Origin of the sequence: Micromonospora sp. AMSO1212t (assembly GCF_008868145.1) — a bacterium.
Taxonomy (GTDB): domain Bacteria; phylum Actinomycetota; class Actinomycetes; order Mycobacteriales; family Micromonosporaceae; genus Micromonospora; species Micromonospora tulbaghiae.
In genome coordinates this window covers 1-22,720 of sequence record NZ_WBKS01000015.1, presented here as the reverse complement: position 1 = coordinate 22,720, position 22,720 = coordinate 1, and the positions used below count along the sequence as shown (strand labels likewise).

Sequence of the window (22,720 nt, the reverse complement as noted above, 5' to 3'; positions counted from 1 at the left end):
CCGTCGTCGGCGGCAAGCCGGAGCCTAGGCCGGACAGGTCCGGCCGCGCAGCCGGATTTCGGGCCGTCAGGCGCCGACGCGCTGCTCGGGAATGGACAGGCCGTAGAGCGCCATCAGCTCCGGGCTGTCGATCCGGCTGCCGTCGGCCACCGAGTCGCATGCGATGTCGACGATCTGGTCCTTGTGCGCCAGCAGGTACGGCCGCGCCCCGACGTCGGCGCTGGCGAGCGTGGCGATGCCGGACCAGTGCCGGCGGCCGAACAGCATCGGGTAGCCGCGCAGCCCGTCATAGGTGGCGCAGACCAGCACGTCCGGGTACGGCAGGGCGGTTACCCGGCGAACCGCGGCCGTGGTGAGGCCGGGCATGTCCACCGGCACCACGACCACCGCTTCGATGTCGTCGTCGGTGAGCGCGGCGAGCCCGGCCCGGATCGAGGAGCCCACACCGGTGCCCCAGGCGCGGTTGACCACGACAGTGGCGCCGCTGAGGTCGGTGGTCTGCCGCACCTGCTCGGCCGCCGCGCCCAGGACGACCACGACCTGTGCGCAGCCCGCCTCGGCCATCGTGTCGATCATCTGGCTGACCAGGGGCTTCTCGCCCTGGTGCAGCAGCGCTTCGGGTCCGCCGATGCGGCGGCCGCCACCGGCGGCGATGATCATTGCAGCGATCCGGTTCAGCGGTGCCCCCTCGATCAGGGGACGGACCGGGCACAGCCGCCCGGTGCGTCCCGTCGTACGCACACCGGATCCAACGAGCGCGGCCGGGGGCGGGTAGCGGGGCAAAACGGAAAATTGCGTGACTATGCCGCGTCCGCGTAGCAGTCGACAGTGGACAGGTCGAGCGGGAATCGGACCGGGGTCTCGCCGAACAGCAGCCGGGTGGCCCGCGCACCGGCGGCGGTGACCGCCTCGGCGACCGCCGCCGCCTGCCCGGCCGGACAGTGCACCACCACCTCGTCGTGCTGGAAGAACACCAGCTCCGCCTCCGCGCCGGCCAACTCGGTGCGGAGCGTGGCCAGCAGCGTGGAGGCCCACTCGGCGGCGGTGGCCTGGATGACGAAGTTGCGGGTGAAGCGCCCGCGTGAGCGCGCCGCCCGGGCCGACGGGCTGTGCGGGTCGGCCTCGCCGTCGGGCAGCGCCTCCTCCCCCTCGGCGAACCCCGCCGACCCCGGCGGGCAGGTGCGGCCCAGCCAGGAGCGGACCAGCCCGCCCGCCTCACCGGTGCGGGCCGCCGCCTCGACGTAGCCGAACGCGGTCGGATAGTTCTTCCGCAACACCGCCAGGGCCGGCACGGCCGCCCCGCCGGTCTGCCCGTACATCGCCCCGAGCAGGGCCACCTTGGCCTTCGCCCGGTCACCGGCGAACGCGTCCCGGGCCAGCGCGGCGTAGAGGTCGCCGGCGCCGCCCGCCGCGGCCAGCCGCTCGTCGCCCGAGACCGCCGCGAGCACGCGCGGTTCGAGTTGGCCCGCGTCGGCCACCACGAACGTCCAGCCCGGGTCCGCCACCACTGCCTGCCGGATCACCTTCGGGATCTGCAACGCCCCACCGCCCCGGGTCGCCCACCGGCCGGAGACCACACCGCCGGGCACGTACTCCGGGTGGAACCGGCCGCCGGACACCCAGGCGTCGCGCCAGGCCCAGCCGTGCGCCGTCCAGATCCGGTACAGCTCCTTGTATTCGAGGACCAGCGGCGCCGCCGGATGCTCCACCCCGCGCAGCACCCAGGCCCGCGTGTTCGGCAGCTCCACGCCCGCCCGGGCGAACGCCCGCAACAGCTCCGCCGGCGAGTCGGCGTGCACCTGGCGTACGCCGAACGCATCAGCGATCCGCGCCTGCAACTCGGCCAGCCGGCGCGGCGGCCCGCCGACCGGTGACGCCTCACCGAGCAGGTCGGCGAGGATCGCGCCGTGCACGTCGGCGCGCCAGGGCAGACCGGCCGCGCCCATCTCGGCGGCCACCAGCGCGCCCGCCGACTCGGCGGCCACCAGCAGCCGGAACCGGCCGGGGTGGGTGGTCGCGGCGATCCGGGCGAGCTGGTCGGCGTACACCCGGGTCAACGCCGTGATGCCCGGACCGGGCGGGCCCGACGGCGGCTCGAAGAGCGCGGCCTGGGCGTGGCCGGGCGGCTCGGGCGGGCGGGGCGCCGGGTCCGGCGGGACCGGCGCGCCGGTCAGCCGGGCCCAGGCGGCGGGCAGCGCGCGGGGCTCACCCCAGCGGCCCGCGTGCCCGAGCAGCAGGGCCTCGGTCAGCTCGACGTCGTGGCAGCGGTCGAGCCGCACCCCGGCGCGCAGCAGCGCCGGGTAGACGCCGGCCCAGGCGGCCCAGAGCCAGCGGGGGTGCCCGGCGGCCTCTCGCGCGGCCACGGCGGCGGCCAGGTCGGCCACCTCCTCGGCCGGGCCGGCCTGGGTGCCGTCGGCGTGCAGCGGTTGCAGCACGCCGCCGCCCCGCTCGTCCGCCACCACTGCCACCAGCACGGACGCGATTCTGCCCGGTGCCACCGACAGCGCGGGGCCCCGGCTCGTCGAGCCGGGGCCCGCGCGTTACTTGCCGACGCCGGCGGTGAGGCCGGACTGCACCTGGCGCTGGAAGACGATGTACACGATCAGCACCGGAAGCATCGCCATGGTGACGCCGGCAAAAAGCCCGGACCAGTCGGACTTGTACCCCTGGTTGACCGACAGCTCGATCAGCCCCTGGGCGATCACCTGGTTCTTCGGCTCGCCGGAGACCGACTGCATGAGCAGCGTCGGCAGGTACCACTGGTTCCACTGCCCGAGCACGTTGAAGATGCCGATGCTGATCAGGCCGGGCTTGGCCATGGGCAGCATCACGCTGAAGAACGTGCGGGTGTGCGAGGCCCCGTCGACCTGCGCCGCCTCGGCGATCGAGTCGGGCAGCGTCCGGAAGAACGAGTGCATGAAGAAGATCGTGAACGACAGCGACCAGGACACGTAGACCAGGATCAGCATGAGGTGCTTGTTCGGGCCGAGCAGCGGGAGGCTGACCCCGGTGTTGTAGACGCCCTTGAACAGCGGCACCGCGGCCAGGTAGATCGGCAGCGTCAGCCCGGACAGGAACATCCAGTAGATCAGCCGGTTGCCGCGGAACTCGTAGCGCGCCAGGGCGTACGCGGCCATCGAGCCCAGCAGCATCGTCAGCGTCACGCTGAACACGAGCACGAGCAGCGTGTTCAGGAAGAAGCTGTCGATCCCGGCGGTCCACGCGCGGGCGAAGTTGTCCCACTGCAACGCGTCGGGGATCAGCGACAGCGGCTCGCGGATCACCTCCGAGTCGGTCTTGAGCGCCGACATCACCACCCACAGCAGCGGGTAGACGACCATGATCGCCCAGACCGCGAGGAACAGGTGCGAGAAGCCGTTGAAGATCCGGCCGCCGAAGCCGTTGCCGGCGTCCTTCGGGCGCCGGTCCGCCGGCGGCCGGGAAGGCGGCGCCGTGTCGGACCGGGCCGGGCCGGAGGTGTGGGTCACAGTGCTCATCGTCCAGACCTCCTCAGAACTCGATCCGCTCACGGCGGGTGATCCTCAGCTGGAGCGCGGCCAGCAGGATGGTGAAGATGGCCAGCGCGACGGCGATCGCGCAGGCGTAACCGAACTGGCCCTTCTGGAACGCGTTGAACTGGATCACCGAGGCGAAGATCTCGCTGGCGTGGTTCGGCCCGCCCTGGCTGGGCGTCATGACGAAGACCAGCGCGTACATGTCCAGCGCGATGAAGCCCAGATAGACCCAGGCGACCGAGATGCTGTCCCGCAGCAGCGGCAGCGTCACCTTGAAGAACGTGTGGAACCGGCCCGCGCCGTCGAGAATCGCGGCCTCGTAGATGTCCTTCGGGATCGACTGCATCGCGGCGGAGAACAGCACCATGTAGAAGCCGGCGCCGCTCCACACCGCGATGAACAGCAGCCACCAGAGCACCGCCGGCACGCCGAGGAACGGCTCCGGGTCGGCGGTGAAGGCGATCGGGTTGTCCGCGTCGACCAGCCCGATCTTGATGAGCAGGCCGTTGATCAGGCCCTGCCCGTCGGTGCGGTAGATCTGCTGCCACATGACGGCGATGACCACCAGCGACAGCACCTGCGGGAAGAAGAAGATGACCTTGTAGATCGCGGAGCCGAACACCCCGCGGATGCCGGCCCTGTCCTCGCGTCCGCCCACGTTGAGCAGGAACGCGAGGAACAGGGCCAGCGCGATCGTGAACAGCGGCACGGTGACCAGGAAGAACACGTTGTGCCAGAACGCCTTCCGGATCAGCTCGTCGGAGAACAGCCGGACGTAGTTGTCCAGCCCGACGAAGCGCTGAGAATCGGAGTACCCACCCCAGTCGGTGAGCGAGTACCCCGCCGCCTGGGCGAACGGCCACACCACGTAGAACAGGTACAGCGCGACGGGCAGGGCCAGGAAACCCGTGACGAAACGCGCGACTCCGTGCCGCATTGGACTCACTTCCTCGCGGTGATCAGGCGGTGCGGGTCTGCTTCTTGATCGACGAGTCCTTGGCGACCTTGTCGGCGGCCGCCTGCATCTTGTCGACGAACTGCTGCGCGGTCAGGCGGCCGGCCATCAGCTCCTCGGAGAGGTTCTGGCTCTCCTTGTCCAGGTCGGCATAGAAGTCCGGGAACTTCACTGAGATCAGGTCCGAGCTGCCGCTCTTCATCAGCGAGTTCGCCGACGCCAGCGCGGTGTCCTGGACGTTGTCGCCGGAGCCCTTGGTGGAGGCCAGCGACTTGGTCAGCTCGGCGAACTTCGCCGAGCCGGCCTTGGAGAGGATGGCCCGCAGGAACTCCTTCGCGGCCTCCTTGTTCGGCGCCTTGCTCGGCACCACGAAGCCCTCGCCGGAGGAGGCGAAGACGTCCTTGGCGGCCTTGTCCCCGCTCTTGCTCCAGTAGTCGGAGATGGTCATCTCGAAGCCCGGCGGGATGGTCGCGGCCATCTCGTTCTTCAGCCAGGTGCCGACCTGGATGAAGGCCGCCTTGCCGTCCAGGAACGCCTGCTGCGACTGGGTGTGGTCGAGCTTGCCCGGCAGCAGCAGCTTGTCCTTGACGAGCTTCTCCCACGGCTCCAGCGCCGCGACGATGCCGTCGGCCTTCCAGGCGCCGTCCTTCAGGTTGTCGATGTCGACGACTGCCTGCTTGCCGACCGCCTTCCAGATGCTGGCGAACAGCGCCCAGCGCGGGTAGTAGCCGTGGACCGCGTCGTGCACGTACGGCGCCATGCCCTTGGCCTTGATCTTCGGCGCGAGCGCGAAGAACTCGTCCCAGGTGGTCGGCGCGGTCCATCCCTCCTTCTTGAACAGGGCGGCGTTGTACCAGTTGCCCCAGACCGTGTACGCGACGTTGACCACGTAGAACTTGCCGTTCTGCGTACCGTCGGCGACGGTGCCCGGCAGCAGGCTGTCGGCGACAGTCCCCTCGCTGTCCCAGGCCGGCGCGGTGAGCAGGTCGTCGAGCGGCTCGATGGCGCCCTCGTTGATGAGCGTGCTGCGGTCCATCATGTCGGCGCCCGAGTTCATCACCAGGTCGCTCGGCTGCGTCGCCATCTTCGGCTGCTCTTCGGTCTTGATCTTCTGGGTCGAAGACATGTTGACCGTGACGTTCGCGTGCTTGGCGTTGAAGATGACCTTGTCTTCCTTGGCCCACTGGTCGCCCAGGCCACCGTTGAAGACCACCACCTTGACCGCGCTGCCGTCCTTGACGCCGAACGGGTTGTCCTTGCTCTTGGCCGCGCCGCCGCCGTCGGACTTGCTCGGCTCGCTGCCGGCGCAGGCGCTCAGCAGACCGGCCGCCGGTACGGCCAGCAGACCGGCCGCCGCGGCACGCCGCAGCAGCGTCCGACGGCTGACGTCGCCGAACTTCTCGGGGGAAACCGACATCTTGTCTCTCCTTGTGGTGTCGGGTCAGGCGGTCCGCCGGAGACGCCCGGCGTACCGCGACTCGAGGGCGAGGTTGTGCTCGTCCCCACCGGGGACGTTGGCGGAGAGGTAGACAGGGGGCACCTCTCCGGCCTGGTGGAACCGTCGTACGACCTCGGCGGTCAGCAGCTGCGCCAGCAGCGCCGCGGTGACCGAGGAGACCGCGCAGACCGCGCCGCCGCCCTCGAGCGGCAGCAGTGCGTCGCCGTACGGCGCGCCGTTGTCCAGCACGACGTCGGCAAGGTCGGCGAGCCGGTGCCCGGAGGGGTGCCGAGGAGCTACCCGGGCGGTGTGCTCGACCGAGGTGACAGCGATCAACGGGTGGCCGCCGCGCTTGACCAGCGTCGCCAGCTCGACCACCGAGCCGTTGATGCCGGACTGCGAGGCGACCACGAACACGTCCCCCGGCTGCGGCGCCGCCAGGGCGTAGAGCTGGTGCGCCACGGCCGGGTCGCGTTCCAGCTTCGGGTCGGCGAGCACGTCGCGGGGCGCGTCGCCGTGCAGCACGAGGTCGTGCAGGGAGAGCCGGTTGGTGGGGACCAGACCGCCGGCCCGGGCGACCAGCTCGGCGGCGAACGCCTCCGAGTGGCCGGCGCCGAAGGCCTGGAGGACGCCGCCCGCGCGCAGCCCGGAGGCGATCAGGTCGGCCGCCCGGTCCACCGCCACGGCCTGGCTGTCCACCAGCCGGTCGAGCACCGGGCGGACCGCGTCGGCGTACCGCTGGGCACTGATCATGAGAGGGCCCCCTTCGCGGCCTTGTGCCCGTCGACGGCCTGGGCGGTACGCCGGAAGGCCGCGTGGGCACGGTCGTGGGTGCGCTGCGCCACCGCGATGTAGAGCAGGTCGAGCACGACGAGCTGCGGGTGCCGGGCGGAGAGCGCGTCCGGCCGGAACGTGGTGGCCTGGCTGGCGGTGACCAGCACGATGTCGGCCAGCTCGGCCAGCGGCGAGCGGGGGAAGCCGGTGAGCGCGACGGTGGTGGCGCCGCGGCTGCCGGCCTCGGCGAGCAGCTCGATCGTCTCCCGGGTCTGCCCGGTGTGCGAGATGCCGAGCGCGACGTCCCCGGCGCCCAGCAGCGCGGCGCTGGCCAGTCCCTCGTGCACGTCGCTCCAGGCCCACGCCGCGACGCCGATGCGGTGCAGGCTGAACTGCATCTCCTCACCGACGAGCGCGCTGCCGCTGGCCCCGAAGATGTTCACGCGGTTCGCTCCGGCGATGGCCACCGCCGCCCGTTCCACCTCGGCCAGGTCGAGCAGCGCGGCGGTGTCGTGCATGGCTCGCGTGTCGGCGGCCATGATCTGGTCGAGCACCCGGGACAGCGGGTCGCCGGGCTGGATCTCCCGTCCGATGTCGACGGTCCAGCCGGCCGAGCGGGCCCGCCCGGTCTCGGCGGCGATGCCGAGCCGCAGGTCGGCGTAGCCCTCGAAGCCCATCGCCCGGCAGAACCGGGTGATGGTCGCCGGTGACGTGCCGCTGCGCTCGGCCAGCTCGACGATTGTCGCCCGCGCCGCCGCCTCCGGGTCGCTGAGCACGTGCTCGGCGACCCGGCGCAGCGCCCCGGTCAGCTCCCCCGTACCGGCCCGGACCCTGGCCAGCACCCCGTCGGCGCCCAGCCGGTCGGCCGGACCGGCATCGACCACCGCGGTCGCCGCGGAAGTCTCCACCTCGTGCTCGGCCATCGGCGGAAGCCTTTCGGAAAAGAGTGTTAACTGTTAGTGGTAAAAGTTCTTACTGAAGGCCCCTCCGTGTCAAGAGCGTGGGCGAAGTTTTCAAACTGTTACCTGGCGCACCGCCGCGATCTTGCGCCCGGCGACGCGGCCGACCAGCATGAGGACCATGTCGGACACCGTCGTGGTCGGCCTCGACGTCGGGGGCACCTCCACCCGCGCGACAGCGCTGAGCCTCGACGGCACGCGTCTGGGCACAGGCCGCGCCGGCGGCGGCAACCCCACCAGCCACGGCGCCGAGCGGGCCGCCGCCGAACTGCTCACCGCCCTGCGTGCGGCGCTCGCCGACATCGACCCGCTCCGGGTACGCGCCGGCGTCATCGGCCTCGCCGGCGCCGGCCGCCTCCTGGCCGACCCGCACGGCCGCGACGCGTTCGACCACGCGTGGGCCGAGGCGGGACTGCGCTGCCCGTACGCCGTGCACGGCGACGCCCTGGTCGCCTATGCCTCCGGCACCGCCGCCCCGGACGGCACCGTGCTGGTCGCCGGCACCGGCGCCATCGCCGCCCAGGTACGCGACCTGCGGCTGGACCGCACCGCCGACGGCCACGGCTGGCTGCTCGGCGACGCGGGCTCCGGATTCTGGCTCGGCCGCGAGGCGGTCCGGCGGCTGCTGACCGACCTGGACCGCGCGCAACCCCCCGGTGAGCTGGGACGCCGGGTGCTGGCGGAGCTGACCGGCACGACCGAGGTGGACGATCAGCCGCGCGCCACCGCCGGCGCCGTGGTGCAGGCGGTGACCCGGCGGCCACCGGTGGAACTGGCCCGCCTCGCGCCGGTCGTGGTGTCGTCGGCCCGCGACGAGGAACCGACGGCGGTCGCGCTGATCGCCGAGGCCGCGGCCCTGCTGGCGGAGAGCGTCTCCCGCATCCGCCCGCCCGGTGCCACCGACCCGGTGGTGCTCGGCGGCGGGCTGCTCACCGGCGACACCCCGCTGGCCGGCCCGGTACGCGCGGAACTGGCCGAACGGTGGCCGGGCGCACCGCTGCACAGCGCCGGGGACGGGGCGGCTGCCGCTGCCTGGCTGGCTGCCCGCGACCTGCCCGAGGTGACCGACCCGGCGGCACTGCACACCCGCCTGGTGTCCTCACCCACCTGACCCACCCGCCGCGCCGCCCTGCGCCGTGCGGTAGCGCTCGGGTGGAACGCCATGGGTGTCACAACGTCGGTTTGACACCCATGACGTTCCACCCGCCGTTTCCGGCAGACGTTCGCGTGCGCAGGGCTCCCGGGCCGATCAGTATCGGTCTTGGGGGTTCGGCTGATTCGGGTGCCAGCCCTGCGGAGCGGGCTGGCCCAGGTGGGCCTGCGGCGCGGGGCCGTACTGCGCGGGCTGACCCGGGTGGCCCTGGGGCGCGCTGCCCTGAGCCGGCTGAGTCGGGTGCCAGCCCTGCGGAGCGGGCTGAGCCGGGTACCCCTGCGGCGCGGCGCCGTACGGGGCGGGCTGACCCGGGGCGGGCGGGTACGCCGGACCGGGCTGACCGTGCCCCGCACCCGGGTACATGCCCTGCTGCTGCCCGCCCGGGTACTGCTGCGCGCCCGCGAACTGCGGCGCGGCGGCCTGCTCGCGGGCCTCCTTGCGTGCCTTCACGGCGCGCACGATCAACAGGATCGGCAGCACGAAGACGTAGAAGAAGATCCGGTAGCTGTCGCCGTCGAAGAGGAAGAGCAGGTAGAAGCCGTACCCGAAGAAGGCCAGGCCGATGACCACGTTGAGGATCCGGGAGCCCTTGCCCTGTTCCTTGACGGCTATGCCCACCGCGATCATCGCGATGCCGCCGAGCAGCAGCAACAGCGTGTAGAGGAGGAAGAACATGAGATTCCTGTCGATAGATGAGCGTGCCGGCCCACCCTAGGTCAGCTCGATCTTCCCCACTGCCCCGTTGCCTGTGGCAACCACCTCACTTGAGCTGCCCGGCGGTCAGTCCGGACTGGACCTGACGCTGGAACGCCACGTACACCACGAGCACCGGCAGCACCGCGATGGTCAGGCCGGCGAACAACTGGGCGTAGTCACCGGCGTAGCCCTGGCTCACCGCGAGCGAACTCAGCCCCTGGGCGAGCATCCGGTCCTGCCCGTCGCCGGGCATCAGCACCTGCGGCAGCAGGAACTGGTTCCAGTGGCTCAGGAAGTTGAAGATCCCGACACTGATCAGTCCCGGTCTCGCCATCGGCAGCATCACCCGGAAGAACAGCCGGAAGTGCCCGCAGCCGTCGATCAGCGCGGCCTCCGCGACCGAGGTCGGCAGCGTCCGGAAGAACGCGGTCAGGAAGAACACCGTGAACGGCAGCGAGTACGCCGTGTAGACCAGGATCAGGCCCGGCCAGGTGCCGAGCAGGCCGACGCTGCGGACCACGAAGAACAGCGGCACCAGGGCCAGGAAGACCGGGAACATCATGCCGCCGACGAACAGGTAGTAGACCACCTGCCGGCCACGGAACTCGTAGCGCGCGAAGACGTACGCGGCGGTGGCGCCGAGCAGCATGGTCAGGCTCAGCGAGCCCGCCACCACGACCAGGCTGTTGAAGAAAAACCGGCCGATGTGGGCGCTGGTCCAGGCGCGCGACCAGTTGTCGAACCGCAGCGCCTCGGGCAGCCCCCACGGCTCGGAGATGATCTCGCCGTTGCTCTTGAGTGAGCTGAGCACCATCCAGGCCAGCGGCAGGACCGTCATGGCCCCCCAGAGCAGCAGGAAGCCGTGCGAGAAGACGTTCGCCACGCCCAGCTCGCGCCGCGGCGGCCGGTCACCCGGGGTGGCCGCGCGGGTCGCCTCGGCGGCCGGGGCGCCGGTGTCCACTGTGGTCACGAGTACTCGATCCGATCACGCCGGGCGGTGCGCAGTGCCAGTACCGCCACCGAGAGGGTCAGGAAGAACATCGCCACACCGATCGCCGAGGCGTACCCGAACTTGTTCTCGCTGCCGAACGACGTGTCGTACATCCGCAGCCCGATCACGTCGGAGGAGAAGTTCGGCCCGCCGTTCGTCATGAGCTGGACCAGGATGAAGCCGTCCAGCGCCGCGATGGCCAGGTAGATCCAGGCGACCTGGATGGTGTCCCAGAGCAGCGGGATGGTGATCTTCCGCAGCATCGTCGTACGGGACGCGCCGTCGAGCAGCACCGCCTCGTAGATGTCGCGCGGAATCGCCTGCATGGCGGCGCCGAAGAGCACCACGTAGAAGCCGACGTTGCTCCACACCATCACCGCCAGCACGCACCAGAACGCGAAGCGCGGGTCGCCGAGCCAGGCCGGGGTGGCCAGCCCGACGGCGCGCAGGGCGCCGTTGAGCAGGCCACTGGTCGGGCTGTAGATCTCCTTCCAGAGCAGCGCGATGATCACCACCGAGAGCACCTGCGGGAAGAAGTAGACGAGCCGGTAGACCGAGGTGCCGCGCACCCCGGTCACCCCGGCCCGGCCCTTGCGTCCGCCCATGGTGAGCATGCTGGCGAAGAACAGGCCCAGCCCGATCGTCACCACCGGCACCACGGCGAGCAGGATCGCGTTGTTCTTCAACGCGTTCCACACGTACCCGTCGTGCAGCAACGTGCGGAAGTTCGCCATGCCGACCGGGTCGGCCTGCGCGGAGTAGCCCATCCAGTCGGTGGTGGAGATCTGAAAGGCCTGGAGGTACGGCGACAGCACGAAGATGCCGTACAGCGCGAGTGGGGGCAGCAGGAACGTGAGGATCAGGGGGAGGCGGCCCTGTCGCATCACGCCGACCGCTTGTACTTCTTGACCGAGCTGTCCTGGGCGATCGAGTCGGCGCCCTTCTGGCACTGGTCGAGGAACTCGGCCGGGGAGATCCGGCCGCTGAAGAACTCGCCGCAGGCCGCGTCGACCAGGTTGCGCTCCAGCTTGCGGTAGTAGTTGTTGTAGACCCAGTTGAAGCCGTTGGACCCGGACGCGTCGAGCGCCTTGACCACGGTGCCGAGCCCGTACGGCAGGTCGATGCCCTCGGTGGCGCCGGCGACCACGGGCAGGCTGGCGACCTTCCGGGTGAAGTCCTGGGCGCCCTTGCGGGAGAGCATGGTCCGGAAGTACTCCAGGCCACCGGCGACGTTGCGCGCCTTCGCCGGCACCATGAACGGCTCGCCCGCGGTGCCGCGGATCGCCTCGTACGGCAGCTTGTCGCCGCTGCCCAGGCTCGGCGTCGGCGCGACGGCCATGTTGAACCCGGGCGGCGTGACGTCCTTCTGCTCGCTCTCCAGCCAGGAGCCGCAGGAGATGAACGCGGCCTTGCCCTGGCACCACGCGGTCTGCGACTGCTTGTGGTCCAGGCCCGGGGAGCCGTCCAGGATGAACTTGTCCTTGACGATCTGGTGCCAGGCGTCGGCGGCGGTCTTCATCGCGTCCGACTTCCAGGCGTTGGGCTCCAGGTTGTCGATCGCCAGCGCGACCGACGGGCCGCCGAGCTTGATCGCGGTGGAGATCAGCGGCCAGCTCATGTAGCGGGGGTGCACACCGGCGTACGTCCAGGGGGCGATGCCCGCGGCCTTGATCCGGCGGCAGAGCGCGATGTGGGCGTCCCAGGTCTTGGCGTCCTCCCAGCCGCGGTCGGCGAACAGCTTGGTGGAGTGCCAGATTCCGTACACCGTGTAGGTGTAGTTGAGCACCAGGAAACGGCCGTCGTAGGAGCCGACCTCGACGGTGCCGGGCAGCAGCGTGTCCTTGACCGTCTTGCCGGGCGTGTCGAGGCTCGGCGCGGCGAGCAGCTCGCCCAGGTCGGCGAGCGCGTTCTGGGAGACCAGGCCGTTGAAGTCGATCTGGCCGGCGCCGGAGTTGTTCACCACGTCCGGCGGGCTGCCGTCGACGAACCGGGGTTGAAGCGTCTTGCTGATCTCCGCGGTGGCCGAGTGCTTGATCTCCGCCTTCGGGTACCGCTCCTTGTACATGGCCTCGTGGGCCTTCGCGTAGTCCTCCCCGAAGCCGCCGTTGAAGATCACTACCTCGAGCGGGGCGTCCTCGGCCACGCCGAGCGGGTTCTGCTCGCTCTTGGTGCCCTTGTACGCGCCCTTGTCGCCCTCGTCGCCGCCACCGGAGGTGGCGCAGCCGGCGAGCAGCCCGGCGGCGGGGGTGGCCAGCAGACCGGCGGCGGCGCTGCGCCGTAGGATCTCACGCCTGTTCATCGCATCTCCTCGGTCCGGGTACGCGCGGTGAGCACCCTGTCGCTTGTCTTCACAAGACGCATTTCCAATGAAGAATTTCTACGACAGTGCGACGGGGACCACAAGACCTCTCGACCGATCCGTTATCCGTACCGGTCGGCGCCGGCTGGCCTAGCCTGACCACATGCGCCGCCTGCGGCAGCTCGCGCAACGCACGCCGCCGGGGCGGGAGCGCTACATCGACCTGCTCCGGGCGCTGGCCATCACCATGGTCGTGCTCGGCCACTGGGGCGTCACCGCCATCGGGTACGACGACGGCCGCCCGGCCGGCCACTCGGCACTGGCGGATCTGCGCTGGGCCTGGCCTCTGACCTGGGTGGCCCAGGTGATGCCGGTGTTCTTCCTGGTCGGCGGCTACGCCAACGCCGCCTCGCTGGCCGCCCGCCGGCGCCGGGGCGGGTCGGCGGCCGGGTGGCTGGTGGACCGCAGCGCCCGGCTGGTCCGCCCGACCACCGTGTTGCTGCTGGTCCTCGCGGCGGGCGCGGCGACCGCGACGCTACGCGGCGCCGACGCGACGCAGGTGCGCGCGGTGGTCTGGTTCGCCACCATCCCGCTGTGGTTCCTGGTCGCCTACGTCGCCGTGGTGGCGCTGACTCCGCCGATGTACGCGCTGCACCGCCGGTTCGGGCTCGCCGTGCCGGTGGCGCTCGTGGTCCTCGTGACACTCGGCGATCTCGGCCGGCTCCTCGGCCCGGCCGCGCTCGCCGACGGCAACTACCTGTTCGGCTGGCTGGCCGTACACCAGCTCGGTTTCGCCTGGTACGACGCCACCCGGGCGGCCAACCGCCGCCCAGGCGACGCGACCGGCGCCGGGGCGACCGCCGGCGACGCGGCCGCTGCCGGAAGCCAGGGCCTGTTGCGCCGCGGGCTGCCGCTGTCCCGGCGGGCGGGCGCGGTCCTGCTCGGCGGTGGGCTGGTCGCGCTGGTGCTGCTCACGGCGGTCGGGCCGTACCCGGTGGCGATGCTCCACGTGCCCGGCGAGCGGCTGGACAACGCGGCGCCGCCGAGCCTGGCGCTGATGGCCGCGGCCGCCGCCCAGCTCGGCCTGATCCTGCTGCTGCGCCGCCCGGCCGGGCGATGGCTGCGCCGGTCCGGCCCGTGGCAGGCGGTACTCGCGGTCAACGCGGTGGTGCTCACCCTCTTCCTCTGGCACCTGACCGCCGCGGTGCTGCTCGTCGGGCTGCTGGACGCGCTCGGCGTGCTGCCCACTCCCCCGGTCGGCTCGGCGGCCTGGTGGGCGTGGCGCGTACCGTGGCTGCTCGCGCTGGCCGCGGTGCTGGCCGTCCTGGTCGCCGTCTTCGGCCCGGTCGAGGCCCGCACCCGCCGACCGCCCGCGACCGGGCCGGCCGGGGTGGGTGGCCGGCGGCTGCGCGCCGGCCTGGCCGTCGCCGGGTACGCGGGCGTGCTCGCCGGCCTGCTGCTGAACAGCCTGGCGCCCAAGACCGCGCCGGAGCCGCTGGGCCTGCCCGCCCCGGCGCTGGTGGCGTACCTGGCCGGGGCGGGCCTGCTGCGGCTGCTCAGGTCCGGACGGGCAGGACGGCACCGGCCGGGTTGACGCTCACCCCCCGATCGAGCTGCCGATGGCGTCGACCATGATCGCCAGGCCCTCCCGGGCCTCGTCCTCGGTGAGCGTCAGCGGCGGGCCCATCCGGATCACGTTGCCGTACAGGCCGCCCTTGCCCACCAGCAGGCCGCCGGCCCGGCACGCCTCGAACACGCGGGTGGTCAGCGCCGCGTCCGGCTCGACGGTTCCCGGGTGGACGAACTCGACGGCGAGCATCAGGCCCTTGCCGCGCACCTCGGCGACCTGGTCCAGCCCGGCGGTGGCCGCGCGCAGGCCGTCGCCCAGGATCGCGCCGACCCGGGCGGCGTTGGCCTGGAGGTCGTGGTCGAGCAGGTAGTCGAGCACCGCGTTGCCGGCGGCTGTGGAGACCGGGTTGCCGCCGAACGTGGAGAAGCTGATCGCCGGCACCGACTCCATCACCTCGGCCCGGCCGACCACCCCGGCCAGCGCGAAGCCGTTGCCGATGCCCTTGGCGAAGGTGAGCAGGTCCGGCGTCACGCCGTGCGCCTGGTAGCCCCAGAAGTGCTCGCCGGTACGGCCCCAACCGGTCTGCACCTCGTCGCTGATCAGCAGGATGCCGTGCTCGTCGAGCACCTTCTTCCAGGCGGCGAAGAGCCCGTCCGGGCCGTGCACGAAGCCGCCGACGCCCTGGACCGGCTCGGCGATCAGGCAGGCCACGTCGCCGGCGGTCTGGGTGGCGAGCACCTCGCGCAGGTCCTCGACCGCCGCGTCGACCCGGTCGGCGGCATCCAGCCGGGCCAGCAGCCCGCGCAGCCGTTCCCCGGAGTGGAGCCAGGCCACCTGTAACGGGTTGAGCGCGCTGGCCGACCAGCCGCGGTTGCCGGTGACGCCCATCGTCGCGTACGACCGGCCGTGGTAGCTGTTGCGGACCGCGAGGATCTGGTGCGAGCGCCGGTGGTTGGTGGCGACCAGCAGCGCGGCCTCGTTCGCCTCGGTGCCGGAGTTGGTGAAGAAGACGCGGGCGTCCGGGATGCCGGAGAGCCGGGCGATCTTCTCGGCCAGCTCGACCTGCTGACGAATCAGATAGAGCGTCGAGGTGTGCACGAGGCCGGTACGTAGCTGCCGCTCGACCGCCTCCCGGATCTCCGGGATGTCGTGACCGACCATCGTGGTCAGCACCCCGCCGAAGAAGTCCAGATAGGTCCGGCCGGCCGCGTCGGTGACCCGGCGGCCGGAACCGGCGACGAGTTCCAGCGGTTCGGCGTAGTAGAGCGGCATCCAGGTCGGGAGCACGGCCCGGTGCCGGGCCAGCAGGTCGTCGGAGGTCATCGGCGCACCCTTCAGCGGAGGTGGATCCCCGCACGCTCCCACCACGACCGGGGCCGGGACAACCGGCACTGCGCGAGTCGGCCCGGCGGTAGCATCCGCCGGGTGCGGACGGAACAGGTGACGCTGCCGGGCGGCGCGGCGGGGACGACGCGGGAGCGGCTCCTCGCCGGGGTCCGGTCCTGGGTGGAGTCCACGCCGGTGCGGCGTCTCGTGACGCACTTCGGCGGCGACTGGCCCGACGGCGACCTGGCGGCGGTGCTGGCCGGGCTGGACGCTTTCTCCGCCCGCCGCTGGGACTTCCGGCAGGGGCGGGAACGCCCGGACGCCCGCGAGCCGGCGTTCGACCCGGCCACCGCCGGGCTGGTGCTGAGCGCCGCCGCCGAGCTGGGCCTGGTCCGCGCCGTCGCGCCGGCCCGATCCGGGTACGCGCACCTGCTGGTGCTCGGCGGGCTGGCGCACGCCTGCCTGCGGCGCACCGCGTACGCGGCGGTGCTGGCCCGGACGGCGGCGGAGGTGACCGGCGAGGTGGCGGTGCTGGGCAGCTTCCGGCCCCTCTCCGCGGCGGAGTCCCGCACGCTCGACGCCGCCGGGCTGTCCGGCTGCGCCACCGAGGTGGACGTCCTCGACGCCGGCGTGCGGCTGGCGTTCGGGGTGACCGAGCCGGACGACGAGCGCGGCGAGCCGGCCGGTCATCCGCACCGGGCCTGGTCCTCGCGCACCTACCGGCCGGCCGGGCTGCCCCCGGTACGGGTGCTCGCCGCGCCGTCGAGCGAACCGGACCGCCGTCGCGCGCACACCGCCGACACGCAGCGGTTCTGGGCCGAGCACGTGCGGCTGCGCGCGGGCGACCCGGTGCTGATGGTGACCGCCCCGATCTACGTGCCGTTCCAGCACTGCGACGCGCTGCGGACGCTCGCCGTGCCGTACGGGTGCGGCATCGAGACGGTAGGGGTGGATCCGGCCGCGCGCGCCGCGGTCGACGTACCGGAGCCGACCCTGACGCCGGGCCGCTACCTCCAGGAGATCCGGTCGGCGCTGCGGTCGATGCGCGCGCTGCACGCGACGCTGGCGTCCGGCTGAACCGGCGCGCGGGCCGGTGCCCGGCGAATCGCCGCGCACCGGCCCGAGTGCCGGGTGTCAGTTGACGTAGACCGCCGGGCTGCCGGTCTTGCTGGTGTCCCTCACCGGCGAGTACGTCGCGGTGAAGTACGCGGTGCCGAAGCAGAGCGACGGGCCGGAGAACTTGGTGAGCGGCTGGTTGGTGAAGCTGATCGAGTTGGTGCCGTTGGACGCCGCACCGGTGAGCGAGTTCGTGCTCGTCCGGTAGACGCAGGTGATCGTTCCGAGCAGCGAGTTGAGCACGACGGTGCTCTGGATCGGCGCCGCCGTCGTCCCGGAGATCTTGACGACGCCGGCGCTGGTCACCGAGGTGGTGTAGGGCAGGTTGTTGACCGTCACGCTCTGCACGCCGGTGGTGCCGAAGACGTTCGTCGTGCAGCTGGAGAACGACTGCGCGGTCAGGCTCTCGGTCGCGGTGCCGGGAGCGGTCGGGTTGGTCAGCACCTTGGCGCTGAAGCTGGACGCGGCGCACTTGATGCCGGTGGTGCCGCTGGTCGAGTTGTAGAACGTGGCGTTGGTGCCGCTGCGCAGGCTGGCCTGGATGACGTCGCCCACCGACACGGCGGTGCCGGCGACGGTCGGGTAGGTCAGCACTGCGCTGGCGAGCGAGGTGGTGGGTGCGGCGGAGGCGGGGGCAGCGCCGACCAGACCGGTCAGCAGCGTCAGGGCGGCGAGACCCGCGCCGATACGTCCGTACCTGGGCATGGTTGTTCCTTCCGGCGGTGGGACAGGACACGGTGCCGGCGGCGTCCGGAGTGGACGGAGCCGGTGGGTGCGGCGGCCGGGATGGGGCCGCCGGTGGTGGTGCGCCGTTGCGGCCTCAGCGGGCCGGGCGGCGTGGCGCAGTGCGGCGTCGCCGCGTCACCTGGATCTCTCCGGCCTTGGGGGGACGGGTCCGCGCGGCGATAATGGCAGCCATCCGGCCCTCCTTCGACGCGTTCGGGTGACCGATCAGGAGAGATCACCAGCGGTGACGAGGCATGAACTGAGCGTGTCGAAAGTTATAAACCCCGGAGGGTCGTAAAGTCAACGCATCAAGAAAGGTCGATGAGTGACAGTCCCGAGCCCGCCGTCGCCGGCACCCGTGCCCCTGCCCGGGGCCCGCCACGGCCGCGACCCGGACCGCGCCATCAAGCGCGGCCCGCGCCGGGTGCCGGCCGAGGAGGTGGCGGCGACCCAGCGCGACCGCCTCTTCGACGGGCTGGTCCGGGAGGTCGCCACCCGGGGGTACGACAACGCCCGGGTCAGCGACATCTGCCACGCCGCCGGGGTCACCCGGCCCGCGTTCTACGCGCTGTTCAGCGGCAAACAGGACGCGTTCCTGGCCGCGTACCGGCACGGCATCGCGGTGGTCTCGCACCTGATGGAGGACGCCTACCGCGACGCCGGTCCGGCCTGGCCGGAGGCCGCCCGGGCGGCGCTGCGCACGCTGCTCGACGTGCTGGCGAGCGTGCCCGCCTTCGCCCGGATGGCGCTCGTCGAGGTGGACGCGGCCGGCCCGGACGCCCGCCGGGAGCGCGACGCGCTGCTGCGCAGCTTCCGCCGGTTCTTCGCCGGCACCGGACCGGATCCGGCCGGCGTGGACCGGGAGGCACTGTTGTCCACTGTGGTCGGCGGCATCCACGCCACCATCCGCGAGCGGGTGGCGCAGGGGCGGGCGGAGGAGCTGCCGCTGCTGCTGCCGGCGCTCACGTACGCGGCCACCGCGCCGTTCCTCGGCCCGTCCGAGGCGGGCCGTGTGGCGCGGGCGGCGGGGACGGACGACGGCCCGGCCGCCACCGCGCCCTGCGCGCCCGGCCAGCCCTGACCGGTCGGAAACCGCAGCGGTTTTTCACTTTGGCCGCTTTTGGCAAATGCCGCTCAACGATCTGCTACAGGCAGTTGACCGCCCCTTTACTCAGCGGTAACTTCGGCCTGCGCCCCTCGGCGCGCACATCCTGCGAATCCGACTCGCATCGTCGCAGGTGAATTGATCTCGAAAGGGGCCGGGCATGCCGGAGCAGATCGAGCAGATCGAGACCGATCAACCGAGAAGCGGCGTGCGCTGGCGCCGGTTCGCCGTCACGTTCGGCGCCGTGGCGGCCGGCGCGGCCGGCATGGTGGTGCTGACCGCGCAGGGTGTGCTCGGCGCGCAGTTCGCCATCTCGGGCATGCCGTTCACGGTCACCGCCGACAAACTGGAGGGCACCGGGTTCGAGCAGTTCGCCACGCTCGACCAGATGATCCCGGACAGCCCCAACCAGGGCGACACCGGCGGGCAGGTGCTCGTGATCGTCTCGGCCATCGACAAGGCCGAGCTGACCAATCTCTGCCAGAGCATCAACCTGGGCGGGACCAACCTGCGGATCACCGCCGGCAATTCCGGCAAGCCGGTGAGCGCCCGCACGCTGGTGGTCGACGGTGACGAGATCGCCGGTAACGCCTCCTTCAAGAACATCGACGTCGGGCAGGACGCCAGCACCGTCGACAAGGTCCCCGGGGTCAAGGGCAACCCGGGCGTGTTCGCCCAGCAGGCCGACACCGTGACCATCACCAACCTGCGGCAGAACAACTACGCAACCACCGCCGCCGTCTTCACGCTGCCCAACCTGCGCATGGGCTTCAGCTCCGAAGGGTGCTGACGTGACAGCGGGACAGCACTCGGCGCCCGCCGCCGGCGTCCGTACACGCTGGCGGCGCTGGCGCCGGGCGCGGCCGTTCACCGCCGGGCTGCTCATCGCGCTCGGCGGCGCGGAGATGCTCGTGACGCTGCGCGCGCCACTCGGGGTGCTGCTGCACGTCGGGCCGCAAGGGCTGGCCGCGTACCTGGTCCCGGCCATCCTGGTCATCTGCGGCGTGCTGCTGATCACCACGCCGCAGCAACGCGTCTTCTACGCGGTGCTCTCCCTCGTGCTCGGGCTGGTCTCCTGGCTCACCTCGAACCTGGGCGGGTTCCTGATCGGCATGCTGCTGGCGCTCGTCGGCGGCGCGCTCGCGTTCGCCTGGACGCCGGTCAAGGCGCGGGCGGCCCGCAGCGCCCCGGAGACGAAGCCGGCGGAGACCGTCCCCGAGCCCCGGGAACCGGTCGACAGCTCCGCGCCGACCGAGTCCCTCGACGCGATCCTGTCGGCCGAGCCGGGGCCGCCGAGGAACGCCCGGGCGGAGCGCGGCTGACCGCTCAGCGGGCGGTGTCGGCCACCGCCTGCGCGAACACCTCGGAGCGGTGCTCGAAGTTGCGGAACCGGCCGTAGCTAGGCGCGGCCGGGGACAGCAGCACCACCCCGCCGGCCGGGGTGAGCTTGCGGGACAGCCCGACGGCGGCGACCAGGTCGTCGGCCAGTTCGGTACGCACCGACGGCAGGCCGGACAGCGCCTCCACGATGCGGGGGCCGCTGTCCGGCACGCCGATCACGGTGATCTCCCGGTCGGCCAGGTGCGCGCGCAGCGGGCTGTAGTCCAGCCCTCGGTCGGCGCCGCCGACGATCACGGTCAGCGGCCGTCCCTCGTACGCGTCGATCGCGTGCATGGCCGCGTACGGGCTGGTGGCAAGCGTGTCGTCGACGAACGTGAGCCCGGACGGGTCGGCGATCTCGGTGAGCCGGTGCGCCAGGCCCTGGAACTCGGCGACCGCCACGGCGAGGCTGTCCTTGCGTGCCACCACGTCGACGCCGAGCGCGTCCAGCACGGCCAGCGCGACGCAGAGGTTGCCCTCGTTGTGCCGCCCGACCAGCGGCAGCACCGCGCGCGGGAACAGCGGCGTGTCCCGCAGGTGGAACCACTGCGCGCCGTCCGGCCCGGTGGCCACGTGCGTGGTGTCCGGCGAGCCGGCCCGTACCGCGGCCCGGTCGCCCAGCTCCGCCGCCAGGCGCGGGTCGGCGCCGTTGACCACCACGGCGTGCGGGCCGTGCGCGATCAGGTTCAGCTTGTCCCGGTAGTACTCCCGCTCGCCGCCGTGCGCGTCCAGGTGCTCGGGGAACAGCGCGGTCACCACCGCCACCCGCGGCGAGTCGGTCAGGTCGGAGCACTGGTAGCTGGACAGCTCCAGGACGTACAGCTCCGCCTCCGGCAGGTCCAGCAGCGGCACCCCGATGTTGCCGCCGAACACGTTCGGCCGGTCCATCGCGGTGAGCAGGTGGCTGATCAGGCTGGACGTGGTGCTCTTGCCCTTGCTGCCGGTCACCCCGACGGTCCGGTCCGCGTGGTCGGCCATCCACAGCGCGCTGCCCTGCGTGACGGGCACGGACCGGCGGCGCAGCTCCACCATCCACGGGTGGGTGTTCGGCACGCCCGGCGAGCGGACCACCACGTCGGCGGCGGCCAGGCGCTCGAAGCCCTCCTCGCCGGTGACGAGCGGCGCCGCCGCGGCGAGCGGACCGTCCCAGGGCAGCGTGAGGAAGTTGGCGCTGTCGTCGACGACGACCAGGCCGGCCGGCCCGTGCGCGGCGATCGCGGTCACCGCGGCCCGGCCCTCGCGGCCGGCGCCCCAGACGGCGACATGACGTCCGCGCAGATCAGACAGGCGCACGGGCTCTCCTCGGACTCGGTCGACGCACGGCGGGCAGGGTCCGGCCCAGCCGGACACGGACGGACGAACCAGGGCCTAGTATGGCGTGTGCCCAACGAGCAGCTGCGGCGGATGGACGCCTTCACCTTCCCGTCCTACTCGATCGACTACGCCACCGGCGAGGTCCTGTTCGACTACGCCCTGACCGGTCCCGACGGCGAGCAGCGGTTCACCGAGGTGATCACGCTTCCGCTGCCGGCCGAGCCGGTCTCCGACGCCACAGCGGCGACCCTGGCCCGGGTGCTGGAGCTGCTGCACGTGGTCGCCGGCGTCAGCTACTACAAGGCCGCCGCGCCGCCCCGGCTGGTGCTGCCCGCGCCGCTGGGCGCCGCCGCCGTCGAGCTGGTCACCGCCGTCTACACCAAGGGCCTCGCCGAGTACGCGTACCGCAACGAGCTGCCGCACGTGCTGGAGCTGCGTCCCGAGGTGCCGTCCGGCACCGTGGACCCGGCCGTGCCGGTGGACAACTCCGACCTCCGTCCGCTGTCGGCGGTGGGCGGCGGCAAGGACTCCATCGTCACGCTGGAGGCGCTGCGACGCGCCGGCCTCGACCCGGTGCCGTTCTCGGTCAACCCGAACCACGTGATCGTGTCGGTGAACGAGGCGTCGGACCTGGTGCCGCTGGCCGCCCGGCGGCGACTGGACCCGGTGCTGTTCGAGCTGAACGCCGCCGGCGCGCGCAACGGGCACATCCCGGTCACCGCGATCAACTCGCTGATCGCCGTGGCCACCGCCGTCCTGCACGGGCTCGGCCCGGTGGTGATGTCGAACGAGCGTTCCGCCTCCGACCCGAACCTGATCTGGAACGGCCACGAGATCAACCACCAGTGGTCCAAGGGCGTCGAGGCGGAAGGGCTGCTGCGGGCGGCGCTGGCCGAGCACGCCGGGCTCGTCGAGCCGTACTTCTCGCTGCTGCGCTCCCTGTCCGAGCTGCACATCGCCCGCCTGTTCGCCGAGATCGACCGGTACGACGCGGTGGTGACCAGCTGCAACGCGGCGTTCAAGCTGCGGGACGCGAGCGAGCGCTGGTGCCGCGACTGCCCGAAGTGCCGGTTCGTGTTCCTGGCCATGGCGCCGTTCATGCCGCGGGAGCGGCTCACCGGCATCTTCGGCGGCGACCTGCTGGCCGACGAGTCCCAGGTCCCCGGCTACCGGGAGCTGCTCGGCATCGACGGGCACAAGCCGTTCGAGTGCGTGGGCGAGGTGGAGGAGTCGGTGGTCGCGCTCAGCCTGCTCGCCCAGCAGGAGCAGTGGCGCGACGCACCTGTGGTACGCGCCCTGGTGGCGGCGCTGCCCGACACGGCCTGGCAGGCGGCCGCGACCTCCGACGTGTTCACCCCCGGCGGCGACAACTTCGTCCCCGCCCCCTACGCCAAGACCCTCAC

21 protein-coding genes are annotated in these 22,720 nt (G+C 72.2%); 7 read left to right on the top strand and 14 right to left on the bottom strand.

The window, feature by feature from the left end:
* Window positions 1-66: 66 nt before the first annotated feature.
* From F8279_RS06805 to F8279_RS06775, 7 genes are all read right to left on the bottom strand, one after another.
* Entirely contained in the window at window positions 67-660 is a 594-nt protein-coding gene (locus tag F8279_RS06805) for an NTP transferase domain-containing protein (protein WP_091427489.1), read from the bottom strand.
* A 140-nt stretch (window positions 661-800) separates the two neighbouring features.
* On the bottom strand, window positions 801-2,504 hold the full coding sequence (locus F8279_RS06800; protein ID WP_192580643.1) for a bifunctional 3'-5' exonuclease/DNA polymerase: 1,704 nt from the start codon (window positions 2,502-2,504) through the stop codon (window positions 801-803).
* A 36-nt stretch (window positions 2,505-2,540) separates the two neighbouring features.
* Complete coding sequence (locus F8279_RS06795; RefSeq protein ID WP_091427487.1) at window positions 2,541-3,497, bottom strand: carbohydrate ABC transporter permease; 957 nt, start codon at window positions 3,495-3,497, stop codon at window positions 2,541-2,543.
* A 13-nt stretch (window positions 3,498-3,510) separates the two neighbouring features.
* Window positions 3,511-4,452 carry a carbohydrate ABC transporter permease gene (locus F8279_RS06790; protein ID WP_091427485.1) on the bottom strand — a complete coding sequence of 314 codons (942 nt, stop codon included), beginning with the start codon at window positions 4,450-4,452 and terminating at the stop codon, window positions 3,511-3,513.
* A gap of 22 nt (window positions 4,453-4,474) precedes the next feature.
* The gene (gene ngcE / locus F8279_RS06785; protein ID WP_091427483.1) at window positions 4,475-5,887 is read right to left on the bottom strand and encodes an N-acetylglucosamine/diacetylchitobiose ABC transporter substrate-binding protein; all 1,413 of its coding nucleotides are present in this window, start codon (window positions 5,885-5,887) and stop codon (window positions 4,475-4,477) included.
* Between the two features lie 24 nt (window positions 5,888-5,911).
* Complete coding sequence (locus F8279_RS06780) at window positions 5,912-6,661, bottom strand: SIS domain-containing protein (RefSeq protein ID WP_091427482.1); 750 nt, start codon at window positions 6,659-6,661, stop codon at window positions 5,912-5,914.
* Window positions 6,658-7,605 (bottom strand): MurR/RpiR family transcriptional regulator, encoded by a 948-nt coding sequence (locus tag F8279_RS06775; RefSeq protein ID WP_091427480.1) that lies wholly within the window; start codon window positions 7,603-7,605, stop codon window positions 6,658-6,660. Before F8279_RS06775 ends, F8279_RS06780 begins: the two co-directional genes overlap by 4 nt.
* 157 nt (window positions 7,606-7,762) lie before the next feature.
* Between F8279_RS06775 and F8279_RS06770 the strand changes: the two genes are divergently transcribed.
* Window positions 7,763-8,752 (top strand): N-acetylglucosamine kinase, encoded by a 990-nt coding sequence (locus F8279_RS06770; RefSeq protein ID WP_151499410.1) that lies wholly within the window; start codon window positions 7,763-7,765, stop codon window positions 8,750-8,752.
* Between the two features lie 138 nt (window positions 8,753-8,890).
* Here F8279_RS06770 and F8279_RS06765 read toward each other — a convergent pair whose 3' ends face one another.
* From F8279_RS06765 to ngcE (F8279_RS06750), 4 genes are all read right to left on the bottom strand, one after another.
* Window positions 8,891-9,469 (bottom strand): hypothetical protein, encoded by a 579-nt coding sequence (locus tag F8279_RS06765; protein ID WP_151499409.1) that lies wholly within the window; start codon window positions 9,467-9,469, stop codon window positions 8,891-8,893.
* 85 nt (window positions 9,470-9,554) lie between these two features.
* Window positions 9,555-10,328 carry a carbohydrate ABC transporter permease gene (locus F8279_RS06760; RefSeq protein ID WP_225853167.1) on the bottom strand — a complete coding sequence of 258 codons (774 nt, stop codon included), beginning with the start codon at window positions 10,326-10,328 and terminating at the stop codon, window positions 9,555-9,557.
* Window positions 10,329-10,456: 128 nt separating this feature from the next.
* The gene (locus F8279_RS06755) at window positions 10,457-11,365 is read right to left on the bottom strand and encodes a carbohydrate ABC transporter permease (RefSeq protein ID WP_013287344.1); all 909 of its coding nucleotides are present in this window, start codon (window positions 11,363-11,365) and stop codon (window positions 10,457-10,459) included.
* A complete protein-coding gene (gene ngcE, locus F8279_RS06750; protein ID WP_151499407.1) occupies window positions 11,365-12,780 on the bottom strand; it encodes an N-acetylglucosamine/diacetylchitobiose ABC transporter substrate-binding protein in 1,416 nt (471 codons plus the stop codon). The genes F8279_RS06755 and ngcE (F8279_RS06750) overlap by 1 nt, the downstream gene beginning before the upstream one ends.
* 163 nt (window positions 12,781-12,943) lie before the next feature.
* On the opposite strand from ngcE (F8279_RS06750), the gene F8279_RS06745 reads away from it, so the two are divergent.
* A complete protein-coding gene (locus F8279_RS06745) occupies window positions 12,944-14,374 on the top strand; it encodes an acyltransferase (protein WP_151499406.1) in 1,431 nt (476 codons plus the stop codon).
* 3 nt (window positions 14,375-14,377) lie between these two features.
* On the opposite strand, the gene F8279_RS06740 is transcribed toward F8279_RS06745, so the two are convergent.
* A complete protein-coding gene (locus F8279_RS06740) occupies window positions 14,378-15,673 on the bottom strand; it encodes an aspartate aminotransferase family protein (RefSeq protein WP_151499405.1) in 1,296 nt (431 codons plus the stop codon).
* A 117-nt stretch (window positions 15,674-15,790) separates the two neighbouring features.
* On the opposite strand from F8279_RS06740, the gene F8279_RS06735 reads away from it, so the two are divergent.
* Window positions 15,791-16,753 carry a hypothetical protein gene (locus tag F8279_RS06735; protein WP_151499426.1) on the top strand — a complete coding sequence of 321 codons (963 nt, stop codon included), beginning with the start codon at window positions 15,791-15,793 and terminating at the stop codon, window positions 16,751-16,753.
* 57 nt (window positions 16,754-16,810) lie between these two features.
* Here the strand turns inward: F8279_RS06735 and F8279_RS06730 are convergent, their stop codons facing one another.
* Window positions 16,811-17,497: a Tat pathway signal sequence domain protein gene (locus F8279_RS06730; RefSeq protein ID WP_091427464.1), complete on the bottom strand. Its 687-nt coding sequence runs from the start codon at window positions 17,495-17,497 to the stop codon at window positions 16,811-16,813.
* Between the two features lie 346 nt (window positions 17,498-17,843).
* Here F8279_RS06730 and F8279_RS06725 point away from each other — a divergent pair, with 346 nt between their 5' ends.
* The 3 genes from F8279_RS06725 to F8279_RS06715 all read left to right on the top strand — a co-directional run bounded on the left by F8279_RS06725 (window position 17,844) and on the right by F8279_RS06715 (window position 19,945).
* Window positions 17,844-18,599, top strand: coding sequence for a TetR/AcrR family transcriptional regulator (locus F8279_RS06725; protein WP_091427462.1), 756 nt, complete (start codon window positions 17,844-17,846; stop codon window positions 18,597-18,599).
* Between the two features lie 184 nt (window positions 18,600-18,783).
* Window positions 18,784-19,413 carry a DUF6230 family protein gene (locus F8279_RS06720; protein WP_091427461.1) on the top strand — a complete coding sequence of 210 codons (630 nt, stop codon included), beginning with the start codon at window positions 18,784-18,786 and terminating at the stop codon, window positions 19,411-19,413.
* Window position 19,414: 1 nt separating this feature from the next.
* Entirely contained in the window at window positions 19,415-19,945 is a 531-nt protein-coding gene (locus tag F8279_RS06715; RefSeq protein WP_151499404.1) for a DUF6114 domain-containing protein, read from the top strand.
* Between the two features lie 4 nt (window positions 19,946-19,949).
* Here F8279_RS06715 and murD read toward each other — a convergent pair whose 3' ends face one another.
* Window positions 19,950-21,296 carry a UDP-N-acetylmuramoyl-L-alanine--D-glutamate ligase gene (gene murD / locus F8279_RS06710; RefSeq protein ID WP_091427457.1) on the bottom strand — a complete coding sequence of 449 codons (1,347 nt, stop codon included), beginning with the start codon at window positions 21,294-21,296 and terminating at the stop codon, window positions 19,950-19,952.
* An 87-nt stretch (window positions 21,297-21,383) separates the two neighbouring features.
* Between murD and F8279_RS06705 the strand changes: the two genes are divergently transcribed.
* The coding region (locus F8279_RS06705; RefSeq protein ID WP_151499403.1) for a hypothetical protein at window positions 21,384-22,720 on the top strand (1,337 nt) is incomplete at its 3' end.

Bases quoted from the DNA above. Each gene is read 5' to 3' on its own strand.
- F8279_RS06805 (WP_091427489.1), bottom strand. From the start codon at position 660: ATGATCATCGCCGCCGGTGGCGGCCGCCGCATCGGCGGACCCGAAGCG.
- F8279_RS06795 (WP_091427487.1), bottom strand. From the start codon at position 3,497: ATGAGCACTGTGACCCACACCTCCGGCCCGGCCCGGTCCGACACGGCG.
- F8279_RS06790 (WP_091427485.1), bottom strand. From the start codon at position 4,452: ATGCGGCACGGAGTCGCGCGTTTCGTCACGGGTTTCCTGGCCCTGCCC.
- ngcE (WP_091427483.1), bottom strand. From the start codon at position 5,887: ATGTCGGTTTCCCCCGAGAAGTTCGGCGACGTCAGCCGTCGGACGCTG.
- F8279_RS06780 (WP_091427482.1), bottom strand. From the start codon at position 6,661: ATGATCAGTGCCCAGCGGTACGCCGACGCGGTCCGCCCGGTGCTCGAC.
- F8279_RS06775 (WP_091427480.1), bottom strand. From the start codon at position 7,605: ATGGCCGAGCACGAGGTGGAGACTTCCGCGGCGACCGCGGTGGTCGAT.
- F8279_RS06770 (WP_151499410.1), top strand. From the start codon at position 7,763: ATGTCGGACACCGTCGTGGTCGGCCTCGACGTCGGGGGCACCTCCACC.
- F8279_RS06765 (WP_151499409.1), bottom strand. From the start codon at position 9,469: ATGTTCTTCCTCCTCTACACGCTGTTGCTGCTGCTCGGCGGCATCGCG.
- F8279_RS06760 (WP_225853167.1), bottom strand. From the start codon at position 10,328: ATGACGGTCCTGCCGCTGGCCTGGATGGTGCTCAGCTCACTCAAGAGC.
- F8279_RS06755 (WP_013287344.1), bottom strand. From the start codon at position 11,365: ATGCGACAGGGCCGCCTCCCCCTGATCCTCACGTTCCTGCTGCCCCCA.
- ngcE (WP_151499407.1), bottom strand. From the start codon at position 12,780: ATGAACAGGCGTGAGATCCTACGGCGCAGCGCCGCCGCCGGTCTGCTG.
- F8279_RS06745 (WP_151499406.1), top strand. From the start codon at position 12,944: ATGCGCCGCCTGCGGCAGCTCGCGCAACGCACGCCGCCGGGGCGGGAG.
- F8279_RS06740 (WP_151499405.1), bottom strand. From the start codon at position 15,673: ATGACCTCCGACGACCTGCTGGCCCGGCACCGGGCCGTGCTCCCGACC.
- F8279_RS06730 (WP_091427464.1), bottom strand. From the start codon at position 17,497: ATGCCCAGGTACGGACGTATCGGCGCGGGTCTCGCCGCCCTGACGCTG.
- F8279_RS06720 (WP_091427461.1), top strand. From the start codon at position 18,784: ATGCCGGAGCAGATCGAGCAGATCGAGACCGATCAACCGAGAAGCGGC.